The sequence below is a fragment of the Mycobacterium zoologicum genome, assembly GCF_020181635.2.
Taxonomy (GTDB): domain Bacteria; phylum Actinomycetota; class Actinomycetes; order Mycobacteriales; family Mycobacteriaceae; genus Mycobacterium; species Mycobacterium zoologicum.
Genome location: NZ_JAYJJS010000006.1, coordinates 136552 through 150002, shown reverse-complemented (window position 1 = coordinate 150002; position 13451 = coordinate 136552). Strand labels below are relative to the sequence as shown.

Below are 13451 nucleotides of genomic sequence, written 5' to 3'. Positions count from 1 at the left end.
CATTCGACGTAACAGCACTTCCCCACGGGGGCTTCATAACTCGGGAGGTATCCATGCCGCACTACACCCCGATCATCCTGCTCGGGGACCAGGAGACGGTGGAACGCCGGGACCGCCTGGACTCAGAAGCTGCCAAGCAGGGCTACACGATCGTCGATGCGTTGGGGTTCGACGAGGGGGCCGTGGCCCGCGAAGACGACCTCACTGAGGTCGGGGCCATCGTCGCCGCACTGGCCCGGGCCATCACCCGCCGGGCCGACATATGGGTGCCGTATCCCGGCCCGGACATCGTCCGTGAGCAGCATCTGCGACGGCTGTCCCTGGTGCTGCAGCGCCACGGCCTGACCCTGGTGCTTTACCGGCAGCTGTACCGGGTGCCCACCCACGGCGGAAGCAGCCTGATCGACCAGGCGCTACGCACGGAGGTGCAGGCCGTCGACGATCTCGACCACGCGGCGCTGGCGTTCGCGGGCGCCACGAGCCTGAGCCGGGAGATCGCGCTGGCGCTGGGCAAGACCCCTGCGCCGGCGATCAGGCGCCCGACGGATCGCGCTGAGGAGTCGGAGCCCTCGATGCCGCCGACGCTGCCGCCGCCCACGGTGCCGTGGACCCAGCGCAAGCGACTGGTCAAGCACTACGCCGGCTGGTTGGTGCACGGCTGCGGGGTCACTCAGGCCGCCACCGCGCGGGTGCTGAACTCGGCGGGGCAGCGCACCGCGACCGGTGCGCAGTGGAAGTCGGCGTCGGTGGCCAAGCTGCTCACCGGTGAATTCGACATCGCCCGCGGGTGATCAGTCCTTGAAGTAGACCAACTGATGCGTGCTGGTCAGCAGCGAGCCGTCGCGGGACCACAGGTGCGCACTCTGGTCGAAGTAGCCGCGGGAGAACGCGTTGGCGTGCGCGCTGCCCAGCACAAAATCGCCTCCCACGGCGTCGACTCGGGACTGATCCGCATGGAAGTAGGTGGTCAGCGAGATGGTGCCCGCCGGGATGAAACCGCCACGGCGCAGGAACACCCGCGGATAGAAGATGTCGGAGACCGCGGCCAGCCCGGCGAAGTCCAGCGGACGCTGCTCGACGTCGCGCACCCACAAGGTGGTGGTCGAGGAGTCGCTGAGCACACCGTCGTCGGGAACCGGACCCTCGGTGAAACGCATGTCGTAGCGTTTGGCCCACCCGATGAGGTCCGGCAACCCTCCCCGGGAAACATCTTCGGGCGCCGGGACTTTCGGCGCCCGGGCTTCGGTGTCCGCCCAGGTGTCGCGGTGGCGGCCGAAAACCGCGGTGGCGGTGGTCTTGACCTCGTCGCCCTGGCGCAGCTCCAGAATCCAGTGCTGGTTGCTGCGGTTGGTGCGCGCGGCCCGCACGACGACGTCGAACTCGCCGTCGGCGATCGGTGCGGCGTAGTTGACCGTCAGAGCCAGCGGCTCCCCGATGCGGTCCGGGTGGGTTTCGACGGCGCGCAGCAGCACCGCCGCGGTGATCCCGCCGAACGGACCGACCATGTTGGCCCACGCCGGTTCGGTGGCACCGCGGGCCAGTTCGGCGTCGAGGTGATCCAGGCACATGGCGCGGTCGAAGGGGTGCATGGGCGATCCTTTTCGGAATGGGTCAGGCCGTGTTCTGGTCTTCGACGAACTCGTCGAGCACCTTGCGGGACAGCTTCGACACGCTCATGCCGCGCGCCTTGGCGATCTCCCGCAATCTATCGCGGGTCCGCTCGGGCACCCGGACCTGCACCACCGGGGAGGCCTGATATCGCCAGCGCTATCGTTTTTTGGACTCACACATGGCAGCTGACTCGGTGCGGGAGTGACGCGTGTGGGAACTGGTTTGCGCACGTAATATCAGGCCTATGCCTCGCAGTCCGTAGGCTGGTCAGGTGCCACTACCGGACCTGACCGCCGACTTCGCCCGCGAGTTCCCCGAGTTGGCGGTGCGCGCGCAGGCCGAAGCCCCCCCGAACCCGCGGCTGCTGATACTCAACGAGCCGCTCGCCACCCAGCTGGGCCTAGACCCGCAGTGGCTGAAAAGCCCCGAGGGCATCGGACTACTGACCGGAACGGCGGTGCCCGACGGTGCGACCCCGGTCGCGCAGGCCTACGCCGGACACCAGTTCGGCAACTACGTTCCCGTGCTCGGTGATGGCCGGGCCTTGCTGCTCGGCGAGCTCACCGACGGCCACAGCCGATACGACCTGAGCCTGAAGGGTTCGGGGCGCACTTCGTTCGCCCGCGGCGGCGACGGCCTGGCGGTGATCGGCCCGATGCTGCGCGAGTACGTGATCAGCGAGGCCATGTACGCCCTGGGCATCCCCACCACCCGCGCCCTGGCGGTCACCGCCACCGGGCGCGACGTGCAGCGGGAGACGGTGCTGCCCGGGGCGGTTCTGGCCCGGGTGGCCGCCAGCCACCTGCGGGTGGGCAGCTTCCAGTTGGTCGCCCAGCAGGCTCGCGCCACCGGCGACCTCACGCTGCTGCGCCGGCTGGCCGATCACGCCATCGACCGCCACCACCCGCAGGCCGCCGAGGCCGAAAACCGTTACATCGCACTGTTTGCCGCGGTGGTCGAGGCTCAGGCGTCGCTGGTGGCGCGCTGGATGTTGGTCGGGTTCATCCATGGGGTGATGAACACCGACAACACCACGATCTCCGGTGAGACCATCGACTACGGGCCGTGCGCGTTCATGGAGGCCTACGACCCGGCGACGGTGTTCAGCTCGATCGACCACGCGGGCCGCTACGCCTACGGCAATCAGCCGCTGGTCATGCAGTGGAACCTGTCCCGGTTCGCCGAGACGCTGCTGCCGTTGTTCTCCGACGACGAGGACAAGGCGCTGTCGGTGGCGGTGGAGATCCTGGAAGGCTTCATGCCGCGCTACCACGGCTACTGGTCCGACGGCATGCTGGCCAAGTTCGGGCTGACCCGCAGCCTGGAGGCCGCCGCGTTGATCGATCAGGCGCTGATGCTGCTCAAAGACAACGCCGTCGACTACACCTCGTTCTTCCGGGCGCTGAGCAAGGCCGCCCAGGGGGACACTGAAGGGATGTTGGCGCACAACGTCTTCGGTGATTGGCTGGCCCGCTGGCGTGGCATGGGTCCCGACGCCGAGGCGATGGACCGGGTCAATCCGGTCTACATTCCGCGCAATCACCTGGTGGAGCAGGCGCTGACCGCGGCCATGCGCGGCGACCTCACGCCGGTGGAAAAACTGCTGGCCGTGCTCGCTGCGCCGTACGACGAGCGTGACGGCCTGGCCGACTTTGCGTTGCCGTCGCCGCCGGAGTTCGGGGCGTACCGTACGTTCTGCGGGACGTAATTCTCACCCCGGATTGACCGCGGTCACCACCCAGGTGCGGCCCGGGAACTTCACCGCCCCGTCGACCCGGTGCCGGCGCAGCTCGTCGCGCAGCTCCTCGACGACAGCGGCCCAACCTTCGGCGCCGAGGCGGTCCGGCAGCTCGGCGCGGGCCTGACGTCCGGTGGAGTTGGACAGGATCAGGCCCAAACGTTCCTCGACGCCGTCGCTGCCGTCGATGCCGAAGTCGCAGATCCCGTCGAAGGCCGCCACGTCGACGTCACGCCAGCCGGCGCCGTCCAGGATGGCCCGCACCCGTTCGGCATTGCCGAAGGCCAGCGGCCCGGGTGCCTCGGGATCTGGTGCAGCGGGTGGTGTTTCGAGCCGAGCGGCCAGAACATCGACACCGGCGGTGAACATCGGGTTGTCGCCTTCTCGCCAGCACACGAACGCCAGCCGGGCTCCCGGCGCAGCCGCGTCGCGGATGTTGGCGAACGCGGCCACCGGGTCGTCGAAGAACATCACCCCGAACCGCGAGATTATCCGGTCGAAGGGCTCCCCGGTGGCGGGCCGCAAGGCGAGGGTCTGGGCGTCACCGAGCGACACCGTGGCCTCCGGCACCCGGCGGCGTGCCTCGGCCACCATCGGATCGGAGATGTCGACTCCGAACGGGATCGCCCCCAGTGCTGCCGCCTGATGCAACAGAGTCCCTGAACCACAACCGATGTCGAGCACCCGATCTCCGGAGCCGATGTCGGCGGCCTGCAGCACCGCGTCGGCGAACGGCGCCAGCACCGCCTCGAAGACGGCCGCGTTGTCCACCCAGTCGATGCCCTGCGCCGCCCAGGCCTGCTGCTGTTCCTCGTTCGCCATGACCGTCAGCTTAGGGCTGATCCGTCGGAGGCTGCACGATACGCACCTGACGGCGGACGGGTCGATGAACGACCGTGATGCCGGCCTGCGCGCAGGCCTCGACACCGTGAATCGGGTGTGGGTCGGCAGCCCAATCATGGGGTCCCGCAGCGCCGAACAGTGCTACCGCATCGGGTGACGGACCGGTGCTGAACCGTGATTGGTAGCGGATACCCGAATGCTTGCCGGTGACGGAGAGAGCCGCGGCCCACGTCTGCGGGAGGTCGTAGGACGGGCAGGTTCCGATCTCTCGGGTCATGCCGAGGTGCGCCGCAGACGGCGAGCAGGTGTTCGCCAGCCAGCGCGCGGAGGGGATTCGCAGCGTCGAGACCCGGGTTCGAGCAGCCGCCTGGAATGTGACGAGGCCCTGGCGGACCAGGTCGTGACCGAACCGTTCCCGCAGTGCCGTGGCGAGGTCGGTTGCCAGATAACAGGTTCCGTCGGGCGGCAGCAAGTCGAAGCGCCCCGTGCCGTCTGAGGAGAACCACCACGGTGATCGTCCTTCGGTGTGGGCGCGGTGCAGCGGTGTACTGGGCAGCAGTCGCGACCGCGGGAACCGTGAGAGGTCGGACGGCGGCAGACCGAGGGCGGGGCGCTGGCGGGAGCCGCTCACGCCGCCCAACCCGTTGCCGTCCGACGTGCCACGGTCAGTACCCGCTGCGGATCGCCGCCGTCACGCAACCATTGGCTCGGGCGCGCATCGTCGAGGTGTTCGCTGGGCGCCTGCATCCACAGCGCAATCATCCAACCGTCATCGGTACCTTCTGCCAGCGCCTTGAGCACGTCGGCCAGCGCCGGGATGGTCGCGCCATGAGCGAGGAATTGCCACGCCGGGTAGACGGTGCCGCCGTCGTCGAGAGGGCAGGCCAGAATCGCGTGCCGAGCCACCTTCTGGTGCAGGGCCTGGCGGGTGATCCCCAGCCATCGGGTCAAGCCTGCGGTGTCGTAGAACGGCCCCGATATCTCGTCGAAAGCATGGCCCAACGGCAGTGCCGCCACCATGGCGTCCGCGATGCGCTCCGGGTCGCCGAATGCCTCCGGGGTCAGCTGCGCTTCGGCGGCTGTCTGCAGGCGGGCGTGGATCTTCTGGTTCACCAGGCGGATGACGTGGCGCTCGAATGATGCGAGGTCTGTCATGGTGGTGTGCCTCCGCGACTCGCAGTGCTTGCCGCCAAGTCAACCATCCACTGTCAACGTCGTCAAGCAGCGTGCGTCAAGTACGTCAATCACGGATTTCGAACCGCCGTGCCAGCCGCGCCAGCGGTGCCGGCGCCCACCAATTCCACTGGCCCATCAGGTGCATGAACGCCGGCACCAGCACCATCCGGACCAGCGTGGCATCGGCCAGCACCGCCAGCGTCATACCGAGGCCGAGCATCCGCATGAACGACACCTGCGCGGCGATCAGCGCCGCGAACGAGATCGACATCACCAGTGCCGCAGCGGTGATCACCCGCGCGGTGCGGGCCACGCCCAACGAGACGCTCTGATCGTTGGCGGCGCGGGTGCCCGCCGAGGCGAGCCAGTACTCCCGGATCCGGGACACCAGGAACACCTCGTAGTCCATCGACAGCCCGAAGGACAGGCAGAACAACAACACCGGCATGTTGGCGACCAGCGTCCCGGTGGGCGTCGTCCCGAGCGCACCGAGATGGCCGTCCTGAAAGATCCAGACCAGCGCGCCGAACGCGGCGGACAGCGACAGCACATTGAGGATCAGCGCCTTGGCCGGCATCACCACGCTGCCGGTGAGCAGGAACAGCAGTACGAACGTGATGGCCGCGATCAGTCCCAGCACCGCCGGCAGCCGGTCGGTGATGGCCTGCACACTGTCCCGATTGATCTGCGCCAAACCCGCCAGCTGGACCGGCCCGCCGCCGGGCCCGGGCACCCGGTGCAGGTTGTCGAGCTGGGTTTCGGAGCGCTGCGAGAACAGCGGTGCGGTGCTGGCGACCGTCATGAACGCGCTGTCTTCGTTGATGCCGGTGGCCGCCGAGGGCGGGCCGACCCGGGCGCCGGCGACGAAGGTGCCCATCGGCGAGGACACCGATGCCACATCGGCGACCCGGGACAGGTCGGCGGCGTAGCGGTTCAGCTCGTCGACGTGCACTTCGCGGATGTCGGGCAGCACGATCGGCACCGCCTGGGCGGAGTCGGCGGCGAAGTCTTGGCGCAGGGCGTCGCCGACCTGGTGCGCGGTCGCCGATCTCGGCAGCACCCGATCGTCGGGGAAGCCCCATTTCACACTGAAGAACGGCAGCCCGACGAACACCAGTGCGGCTACCACCGCCAGTCCGATCGGCAATGCGTGACGGATCACCAATTGCGTTGACCGGTACCAGAATCCGAGCTGAATGGGGCGGCGGGTGGGCGCGGGCAGGCCCAGCAGCCGACGGGCGGGCCGGCGCACGTCCAACGCGTCGAGGCGGGGCCCCAGCAGCGCGATGGCCGCCGGCGTCACCACGATCGCCGCGGCCGCGACGAACGTCACCGTCGCCACCCCCGCGTAGGCGAACGACTTGAGGAAGTACATCGGGAACAGTGCCATGGCCGCCATCGACAACGCGACCGTGCACGCCGAGAACAGCACGGTGCGCCCGGCGGTGGTCATGGTCGTGATCAGCGCCCGGTCGGGGGCGATGCCCTCGGCCAGCTCGTCGCGGTAGCGGTTGATGATCAGCAGCGTGTAGTCGATCGCCAGCGCCAGGCCCAACGCGGTGCTGAGGTTGAGCGCGAAGATGGAGACGTCGGTGAACAGCGTGAGCAACCGCAACACCGCCATCGACCCCACGATCGCCAGGCCGCCCAGTGCGACCGGCAGCGCCGCGGCCAGCAGGCCGCCGAACACCCACACCAGCACCACGAAACTCAGCGGGATCGCGATCGACTCCATCAGCAGCAGGTCGTGCTGATTCTGGCGATTGATCTGGGCGTAGACCATCGCGCCACCGCCGGCCCGGACACTGACCCCGTCCTGGTCGTGGGCCAACGCATCGGCCAGGGTGCGGGCGTGTTTCTGCGCGTCGTTCTCGCCGCCCATTAGATTGGCGACGATCACCCCGGAGGTCCCGTCGGTGCTGATCAGCCCGGCACCCGCCTCCGGCGGCCCCATCCAGGGCGAGGTGACGTTGAAGACCAGCGGCGAGCGCTGCAGCTGCGCCGCGATCGACCTGCCGACCGAGCGAGCCGGTTCGGCAGTGACGCCACCGGGTGAGCTCACCATGATCAGCAGTTGCTGGTCGCTCTGCCCGTATTCGTTGGTCAACAGCCAGGTGGCTTGGGCGGACTCCGAGGCGGGGTCCTGGAAGCCGCCGGCGGACAGTTTGTCGGCCACCGGGATGCCGAAGACCGCGGCTGCCACCATCAGCAGGGCGGCGGGAATGAGGATGCGTCGCGGAACACCCAGTGCCAGCAGAGCGATCCGGTGCAGCACGCCAGCCGCCTTCCGCTGCAATGGTCGACGAGAGGTGCCTCCGGCACCTCCGATGATCATGGTACGAATCGCCTGCCCGTGCAGTTCAATTGCGCGACCAGTACCCGAAGCCTTGAACCGTGGCACCGGTGGCTGCGTGACCACGATATGGACACCATCACGCCCAACCTTCCCTCCGTGGCCTCCGTGGCCGTGGAATTCCCGCCCCACCGCCACAGTCAAGACGAGGTCATGGCCTCGTTGTCCGACTTCGCCGGACCGGAGTTTGCGCGGTTCGCCGCCAACAGCGGCGTCGCCACCCGCCAACTGGCACTGCCGCTTTCGCGCTACCCCACGCTCAGTGGCTTCACCGAGGCCAACGACGCCTACCTCGACGTCGCCCTGGACTTGAGTGAACGCGCTCTGCGGTCCGCCCTGGACCAAGCCGGTTTGACCGCGGCCGACGTCGACATCGTGTTCTCGACGACGGTCACCGGGCTTGCCGTACCGACTGTGGAAGCGCGCCTGGCGAATCGCCTCGGGCTGCGCGCGGACGTCAAACGCGTCCCGCTGTTCGGTCTGGGCTGCGTCGCCGGTGCTGCCGGGGTGGCACGAATGCACGACTATCTGCGGGCCTTCCCCGATCAGGTCGCGGCCCTGATCGCCGTCGAGCTGTGTTCGCTGACCATTCAGCGCGACGATCATTCGGTGGCGAACTTCGTTGCGGCCAGCCTCTTCGGAGACGGCGCCGGCGCGGTCATCGCCACCGGCGCCGACCGATCCTCGTCCACCGGCCCCCGGGTGCTGGCGACCCGCAGCCGGTTCTATCCCGACACCGAGGACGTGATGGGTTGGGACATCGGCAGCAGCGGCTTCCGGATCAAGCTGTCCGTCGAGGTCGCCACCGTCGTCGAGAAGTATCTGGCCGACGATGTCGGCGAGTTCCTGGCCGATCACGGGCTGTCCGCCGGCGACATATCGGCGTGGGTCTGTCACCCGGGAGGCCCGAAAGTCATCGAGGCGGTCGAAGGCACGCTGGACCTGCCCGCGACGGCGCTGGATCGGACCAGAACATCGTTGCGGCAGAACGGGAATCTGTCGTCGGTGTCGGTACTCGACGTGCTGCGCAGCACGCTGGCTGATCCGCCGTCGCCGGGGTCGGCGGGACTCATGATCGCGATGGGCCCGGGTTTCTGCTCCGAGCTCGTGCTCCTCGAGTGGTGAGCAATGTACTACCTGCTGGTTGCGGCCGTCGGCCTCGAACGCCTGGCCGAGATGGCGCTGGCCAACCGCAACGCGGCATGGGCATTCGCCAACGGCGGCAGGGAGTTCGGGCACAGTCACTATCCGGTGATGGTCGGCATCCACGCCGCCCTGCTGTTCAACTGTGTTGTCGGGGTGGCGCTGCTGGACCGGCCCTTCATTCCGGTGCTGGGCTGGCCGATGCTCACCGTGACGTTGTTGAGCCAGGGGCTGCGCTGGTGGTGCATCGCGACATTGGGCCGACGGTGGAACACGCGGGTGATCGTGTTGCCACAGGAGCCGCTGGTGCGCGGCGGGCCGTATCGGTGGCTGCACCATCCCAACTATGTAGCCGTGGTGGTCGAGGGCTTCGCGCTGCCGATGGTGCACACCGCCTGGCTGACCGCGATCGGGTTCACCCTCGCCAACGCCGCGGTGCTGCGCGTGCGGATCCGGGTGGAGAACACCGCCCTGGGGTACCGGTGAGCGGCGTCGACGCCGACCTGCTGATCGTCGGTGGCGGGCCGGCCGGGCTTGCCGCCGCGTTATACGCACGCCAGCAGGGGCTTTCGGTGATCGTCGCCGAACCGCGGGACACCCCGATCGACAAGGCCTGCGGTGAGGGACTGATGCCCGGCGGGCTGGCCGCATTGGCGTCGCTGGGGGTGGACCCGGCGGGTGCGCCGCTGCGCGGCATCGCCTACCTCGACGGGCGGCACCGGGTCGAGGCGGCGTTTCGCGACGGGCCCGGACGCGGGGTGCGCCGCACCACCCTGCACGCCGCCCTGGCCGATCAGGCCAAACACCACGACGTGCGATGGATCACCAAGCGGGTCAGCACTATTGAGCAGGGCGACGACGGGGTGACGGCGGCCGGGGTGCGGGCGAGGTGGCTGATCGCCGCCGACGGACTGCACTCCACGGTGCGCCGCGCCGTCGGGATCGGCTGCGTCGCCGGCACTCCCCGGCGTTATGGGGTGCGCTGGCACTACCGGGTTCCGGCCTGGTCGGAGTTCGTCGAGGTGTACTGGTCGCGGTGGGGTGAGGCCTATGTGACACCGGTCGAACCGGACCTGGTGGGCGTGGCGATCCTGTCGCAACACCGCCCCGACCTGGCCTGGTTTCCCGAGTTGTCGGCCCGCGTCGCCGGTGCGCGACGCGGGCCGGCTCGCGGCTGCGGCCCGATGCGCCGGGTGGTTTCGCGCCGGGTCGACGGACGGGTGCTGTTGGTCGGAGACGCCGCGGGCTATGAGGACGCCTTGACCGGCGAGGGCGTCAGCCTGGCCGTGCGGCAGGCGTCCGCCGCCGTCGCCGCGATCACCGCCGGGAACCCGGCCGCCTACGAGCGGGCCTGGCCGCGGATCACCCGCCGCTATCGGCTGCTCACCCGGGTACTGGTGCTGGCCGGCGCACCGCAGCTGACCCGGCGGGCCGTGGTGCCGGCCTGCGCGCTGGCGCCCGGGGTGTTCGGCCGCGCGGTGCATCTGCTGGCGCACTGAATCAGAGCGTGCGCTCCAGCAGCACATTGCCGTCGTCGGCCGAAACCACTTGCACCGCAACGATCTGATCGGTCGGCGTCGAGATGCTGCCGGCCGGTGTCGCGGTGTGACCCGGCTCGGCAACCCAGGTCGCCAGCCGGGTCTTGCTGCCGTCACGGCCGATCACCACCAGCGCCAGCGTGTCGTGGTGGGCGTTCACCGGAGCCAGGCACACGCAGCTCAAGTCGATGACACTGCCCCAGGATTCACTGTTGACGGTCACGGTCGAGGCCAGCGCGGTGGTGCCCACCTGTGTCATCGGCAGCGCTTCGGGCTGCGGTGCGGGCGAATTGGCGCCGACACCGACCAGCACGCCGATGCCCAACACGGCAGCAGCGGCAGCGCCGGCCGCCCAGGTCACCAGCCGGGTACGGCGGCGTCGTCGCCGCACGCTGCTCAGCAGCGACGGCAGCAACTCCGGCGACAGGCTCGGCATCTCGGCCGTCACGGTGTCCCGATCGAGCTGCGAGAGCAGGGCGGGCACGCCGCTGATCTCGGCGACCGCGGCCCGGCAGTCCGGGCAGCCGGTCAGGTGCTCCTCGTATTCGCGGCGGTCGGCCGCCGACAGCGAACCCAACACGTAGGCGGCGTCCCACATCGCGTAGCGGTGGCCGTCGTCGATCGGCGTGCTCATCGTGTCACCCCCATCTCCTGCAAAGCCAGGCGCAGTGCCCGCACCGCGTAGTGCAGGCGAGATTTCACCGTTCCCTCGGCGATTCCGAGGTCTTCGGCGATCTGGCCGGTGGTCCAGCCACGGTAGTAGGCCCGTTCGATCACGGCCCGGTGCTCCGTGGACAGTTGGGTCATCGCCTCGGCGATCAGCATCCGGTCCAGCGCGGTGTCCACCTCGTCGCGGGTGGGCTGCTCGGGCGCGGTGGTCTCGTCGAATGAGCTGACGACGTTGCGGAATCGGGCACTGCGCCGCTCGTCGATGATCATGTTGCGCGCGACCGTGCACAGCCAGGCCCGCGGTGAACGCTCGGTGTCGCCGGTGACCTCCGGGTGCTGCCAGGCCCGCAGCAGCGTCTCCTGCACCACGTCTTCGGCGCGGCTGCGGTCGCCGGTCAGGCGCAGCGCGTAACGCCACAGCATGGCGGCGTGCTCGTCGTAGAGCGTTTGCATCAGCGCGGCTTCATGATCCGGGGGGATACCGATTCGGGGCACGCCGATCACCTCCTTCCTGACATCAGTCGGGCATCCAGTTCCCGTGGAATCCGTGCGGGACGCGTTGCGGAAGTCTTATCCGGGCAACCGGTTTCGTGTCGAAGTCTGCGGCGTCGATGATCACCAGGTCACTGCCGTCGCGCACCGGGTCGTAGACGTAGGTCAGATACCAGCCGGCCGATTCGTCGGCCTGCCCCGGCGCCGGGGCGAACACCGCCTCACCGGGGGTGCCGGACAATCCGTTGACGCCGAACCGGTGCACCTCGGCGGTGGCGCGGGCCAGGTCGTAGCGGAGCAGGCCGTCACCGGTGACGGTGACGGCGTAGCGGGCGTCGGCGCCGATCAACCGGTCATCGACACGGGGGAACTCGATGTGACGGTCGTCGAGCTGGGTCTGCTCGACGGTGCCGGTGACGAGGTTGATCGTCCAGCACCACAGGGCGGCATCGGTCTCGAAATCACTGTTGTGCCGCCACATCTCCGGATAGCGGACCACCTGCAGCACGATCGCGTCCGGTGTGTCGAAGGCGTTGGCGACGTGGAAAACGTAGCAGGGGTCGACATCGAACCAGCGCACCGGGCCGTACGGGTCGTCGCGGCGCAGCACCCCCAGCCGGGCGCCGTAGCCGTCGTCCCAGCGGAACGGCAAGTCGCGGTCGTAGTGTCCGGTGAGCGCGACCTCCAGGTCGAACACCAGTGGCAGATCCAGGAATACGACATGTTCTGCGGTCAGGGCGAAGTCGTGCATCAGCGTCATCCCGGGCACGTCGACGGGCCGGCGGATGATCAGCTCCCCGTCGGCGGTCGCGCGGTAGTAGTTGACGTGCGGATCGAGGATGCCGCCGAGGCCGAAGAAATGCAGCTCACCGGTGAGCGGGCAGATCTTGGGGTGCGCGGACATGGAATCGGCGAGCTTCCCGGCGAAGTCATAAGCGCCCAACGTCGTCAGGTCGGTGGTGATCTCATACGGCAGTGACGATTCCATCAACGCCAGGGTCTTGCCGGCGTGGCGGATCACATGGGTGTTGGCCACACTGGCGTGCAGATTGCGGCTGCCGTCGGCGTTGAACAGCTCCAGCGGACGCTCGAAGCTCTCGGTGCGCACCCAGCGGTTGCGGTACCAGGCCGCCCGGCCGTTCTCCAGCCGGACGCCGTGGACCATCCCGTCGCCGGTGCACCAATGTCCGCCCGCGGCACGGGGATTGGGCCCGTTGCGCAGGTACCAGCCGTTCAGCTCCGCCGGGATGTGTCCCTCGACGGGCAGATCGAATGCGGTGAGCTCGTCGGGGACCGGGGCGTAGTTGGCGGTGCGGAAGATCGGAAAGACCGTCTCGGGAGGCTGGATCACCGGAGCAGCCGGCTGCGGTTGATACGCGGTGGCGTCATCGTGATCCAGCAGCGACAGCAGGGCCGGCAGCCCGGACAGGTCGTCCACAGCGTCGCGGCAGGACGGGCACCCGCTCAGGTGCGCCTCGAACTCGCGGTGGTCGGAGGCTGACAGCGACCCCAGCACGTAGGCGGCGTCCCACAGGGCGTACTCGTGGCGGGAGGCGGTCATGGCGCCAGTCCCATGTCTCGCAGGGTCTGCTGGAAGGTGCGCAGCGCGTAGTGCAGCTGGGCCTTCACGCTGGCTTCGGCGATGCCCTGCTCGGCGGCGATCTGCCCGGTGGTCCAGCCGTGGTGGTAGGCGCGGCGCAGTAGTACCTGGTTGTCGGGGGACAGTTGCGCCAGGGCGTCGTTGACCAGGATGCGGGCGGAGTCGTGACGCATGGCGGCCGCGGCCTGACCGCGGTCGATCATCCACCTGTTGCCGGCGTCGTCGAAATCCATAGACCAGCCTCCCGGATGTGACACGACGCAGCGGGGCGTTCGGTTCACTTCCGTC

Annotated in this window: 14 protein-coding genes; 5 read left to right on the top strand and 9 right to left on the bottom strand. The window is 68.9% G+C overall.

Going from position 1 to position 13451, the window contains the following annotated elements; translation table 11 throughout:
- The first annotated feature begins 53 nt into the window (after positions 1–53).
- A complete protein-coding gene (locus tag K6T84_RS07555) occupies positions 54–791 on the top strand; it encodes a hypothetical protein (protein WP_225401349.1) in 738 nt (245 codons plus the stop codon).
- Here K6T84_RS07555 and K6T84_RS07550 read toward each other — a convergent pair whose 3' ends face one another.
- A complete protein-coding gene (locus K6T84_RS07550) occupies positions 792–1589 on the bottom strand; it encodes an acyl-CoA thioesterase (RefSeq protein WP_225401350.1) in 798 nt (265 codons plus the stop codon).
- Between the two features lie 293 nt (positions 1590–1882).
- Here K6T84_RS07550 and K6T84_RS07545 point away from each other — a divergent pair, with 293 nt between their 5' ends.
- On the top strand, positions 1883–3319 hold the full coding sequence (locus tag K6T84_RS07545) for a protein adenylyltransferase SelO (protein ID WP_225401351.1): 1437 nt from the start codon (positions 1883–1885) through the stop codon (positions 3317–3319).
- A 3-nt stretch (positions 3320–3322) separates the two neighbouring features.
- Here the strand turns inward: K6T84_RS07545 and K6T84_RS07540 are convergent, their stop codons facing one another.
- The 4 genes from K6T84_RS07540 to K6T84_RS07525 all read right to left on the bottom strand — a co-directional run bounded on the left by K6T84_RS07540 (position 3323) and on the right by K6T84_RS07525 (position 7643).
- Positions 3323–4171, bottom strand: coding sequence for a class I SAM-dependent methyltransferase (locus tag K6T84_RS07540; RefSeq protein WP_225401352.1), 849 nt, complete (start codon positions 4169–4171; stop codon positions 3323–3325).
- 10 nt (positions 4172–4181) lie between these two features.
- Positions 4182–4823: an RES family NAD+ phosphorylase gene (locus tag K6T84_RS07535; protein ID WP_225401353.1), complete on the bottom strand. Its 642-nt coding sequence runs from the start codon at positions 4821–4823 to the stop codon at positions 4182–4184.
- Positions 4820–5347 (bottom strand): hypothetical protein, encoded by a 528-nt coding sequence (locus tag K6T84_RS07530; RefSeq protein ID WP_225401354.1) that lies wholly within the window; start codon positions 5345–5347, stop codon positions 4820–4822. The genes K6T84_RS07535 and K6T84_RS07530 overlap by 4 nt, the downstream gene beginning before the upstream one ends.
- 85 nt (positions 5348–5432) lie before the next feature.
- Positions 5433–7643, bottom strand: coding sequence for an MMPL family transporter (locus K6T84_RS07525; RefSeq protein ID WP_225401355.1), 2211 nt, complete (start codon positions 7641–7643; stop codon positions 5433–5435).
- Between the two features lie 147 nt (positions 7644–7790).
- Here K6T84_RS07525 and K6T84_RS07520 point away from each other — a divergent pair, with 147 nt between their 5' ends.
- Genes K6T84_RS07520 through K6T84_RS07510 form a run of 3 tightly spaced genes read left to right on the top strand, consistent with a single transcriptional unit; the run spans position 7791 to position 10363 of the window.
- The gene (locus K6T84_RS07520) at positions 7791–8846 is read left to right on the top strand and encodes a type III polyketide synthase (RefSeq protein ID WP_225401356.1); all 1056 of its coding nucleotides are present in this window, start codon (positions 7791–7793) and stop codon (positions 8844–8846) included.
- Between the two features lie 3 nt (positions 8847–8849).
- Complete coding sequence (locus K6T84_RS07515; protein ID WP_225401357.1) at positions 8850–9350, top strand: isoprenylcysteine carboxyl methyltransferase family protein; 501 nt, start codon at positions 8850–8852, stop codon at positions 9348–9350.
- Positions 9347–10363: an NAD(P)/FAD-dependent oxidoreductase gene (locus K6T84_RS07510; protein WP_225401358.1), complete on the top strand. Its 1017-nt coding sequence runs from the start codon at positions 9347–9349 to the stop codon at positions 10361–10363. Before K6T84_RS07515 ends, K6T84_RS07510 begins: the two co-directional genes overlap by 4 nt.
- A 1-nt stretch (position 10364) precedes the next feature.
- Here K6T84_RS07510 and K6T84_RS07505 read toward each other — a convergent pair whose 3' ends face one another.
- From K6T84_RS07505 to K6T84_RS07490, 4 genes are all read right to left on the bottom strand, one after another.
- Positions 10365–11036 carry an anti-sigma factor family protein gene (locus K6T84_RS07505; RefSeq protein WP_225401359.1) on the bottom strand — a complete coding sequence of 224 codons (672 nt, stop codon included), beginning with the start codon at positions 11034–11036 and terminating at the stop codon, positions 10365–10367.
- Complete coding sequence (locus K6T84_RS07500; protein ID WP_255613083.1) at positions 11033–11524, bottom strand: sigma-70 family RNA polymerase sigma factor; 492 nt, start codon at positions 11522–11524, stop codon at positions 11033–11035. Before K6T84_RS07500 ends, K6T84_RS07505 begins: the two co-directional genes overlap by 4 nt.
- Positions 11525–11588: 64 nt before the next feature.
- Positions 11589–13124: a carotenoid oxygenase family protein gene (locus K6T84_RS07495; protein ID WP_225401361.1), complete on the bottom strand. Its 1536-nt coding sequence runs from the start codon at positions 13122–13124 to the stop codon at positions 11589–11591.
- Positions 13121–13396 (bottom strand): sigma factor-like helix-turn-helix DNA-binding protein, encoded by a 276-nt coding sequence (locus K6T84_RS07490; RefSeq protein ID WP_224864420.1) that lies wholly within the window; start codon positions 13394–13396, stop codon positions 13121–13123. Before K6T84_RS07490 ends, K6T84_RS07495 begins: the two co-directional genes overlap by 4 nt.
- Positions 13397–13451 lie beyond the last annotated feature (55 nt).

Bases quoted from the DNA above. Each gene is read 5' to 3' on its own strand.
- K6T84_RS07495 (WP_225401361.1), bottom strand. From the start codon at position 13,124: ATGACCGCCTCCCGCCACGAGTACGCCCTGTGGGACGCCGCCTACGTG.
- K6T84_RS07505 (WP_225401359.1), bottom strand. From the start codon at position 11,036: ATGAGCACGCCGATCGACGACGGCCACCGCTACGCGATGTGGGACGCC.
- K6T84_RS07500 (WP_255613083.1), bottom strand. From the start codon at position 11,524: ATGCAAACGCTCTACGACGAGCACGCCGCCATGCTGTGGCGTTACGCG.
- K6T84_RS07515 (WP_225401357.1), top strand. From the start codon at position 8,850: ATGTACTACCTGCTGGTTGCGGCCGTCGGCCTCGAACGCCTGGCCGAG.
- K6T84_RS07490 (WP_224864420.1), bottom strand. From the start codon at position 13,396: ATGGATTTCGACGACGCCGGCAACAGGTGGATGATCGACCGCGGTCAG.
- K6T84_RS07550 (WP_225401350.1), bottom strand. From the start codon at position 1,589: ATGCACCCCTTCGACCGCGCCATGTGCCTGGATCACCTCGACGCCGAA.
- K6T84_RS07555 (WP_225401349.1), top strand. From the start codon at position 54: ATGCCGCACTACACCCCGATCATCCTGCTCGGGGACCAGGAGACGGTG.
- K6T84_RS07520 (WP_225401356.1), top strand. From the start codon at position 7,791: ATGGACACCATCACGCCCAACCTTCCCTCCGTGGCCTCCGTGGCCGTG.
- K6T84_RS07530 (WP_225401354.1), bottom strand. From the start codon at position 5,347: ATGACAGACCTCGCATCATTCGAGCGCCACGTCATCCGCCTGGTGAAC.
- K6T84_RS07540 (WP_225401352.1), bottom strand. From the start codon at position 4,171: ATGGCGAACGAGGAACAGCAGCAGGCCTGGGCGGCGCAGGGCATCGAC.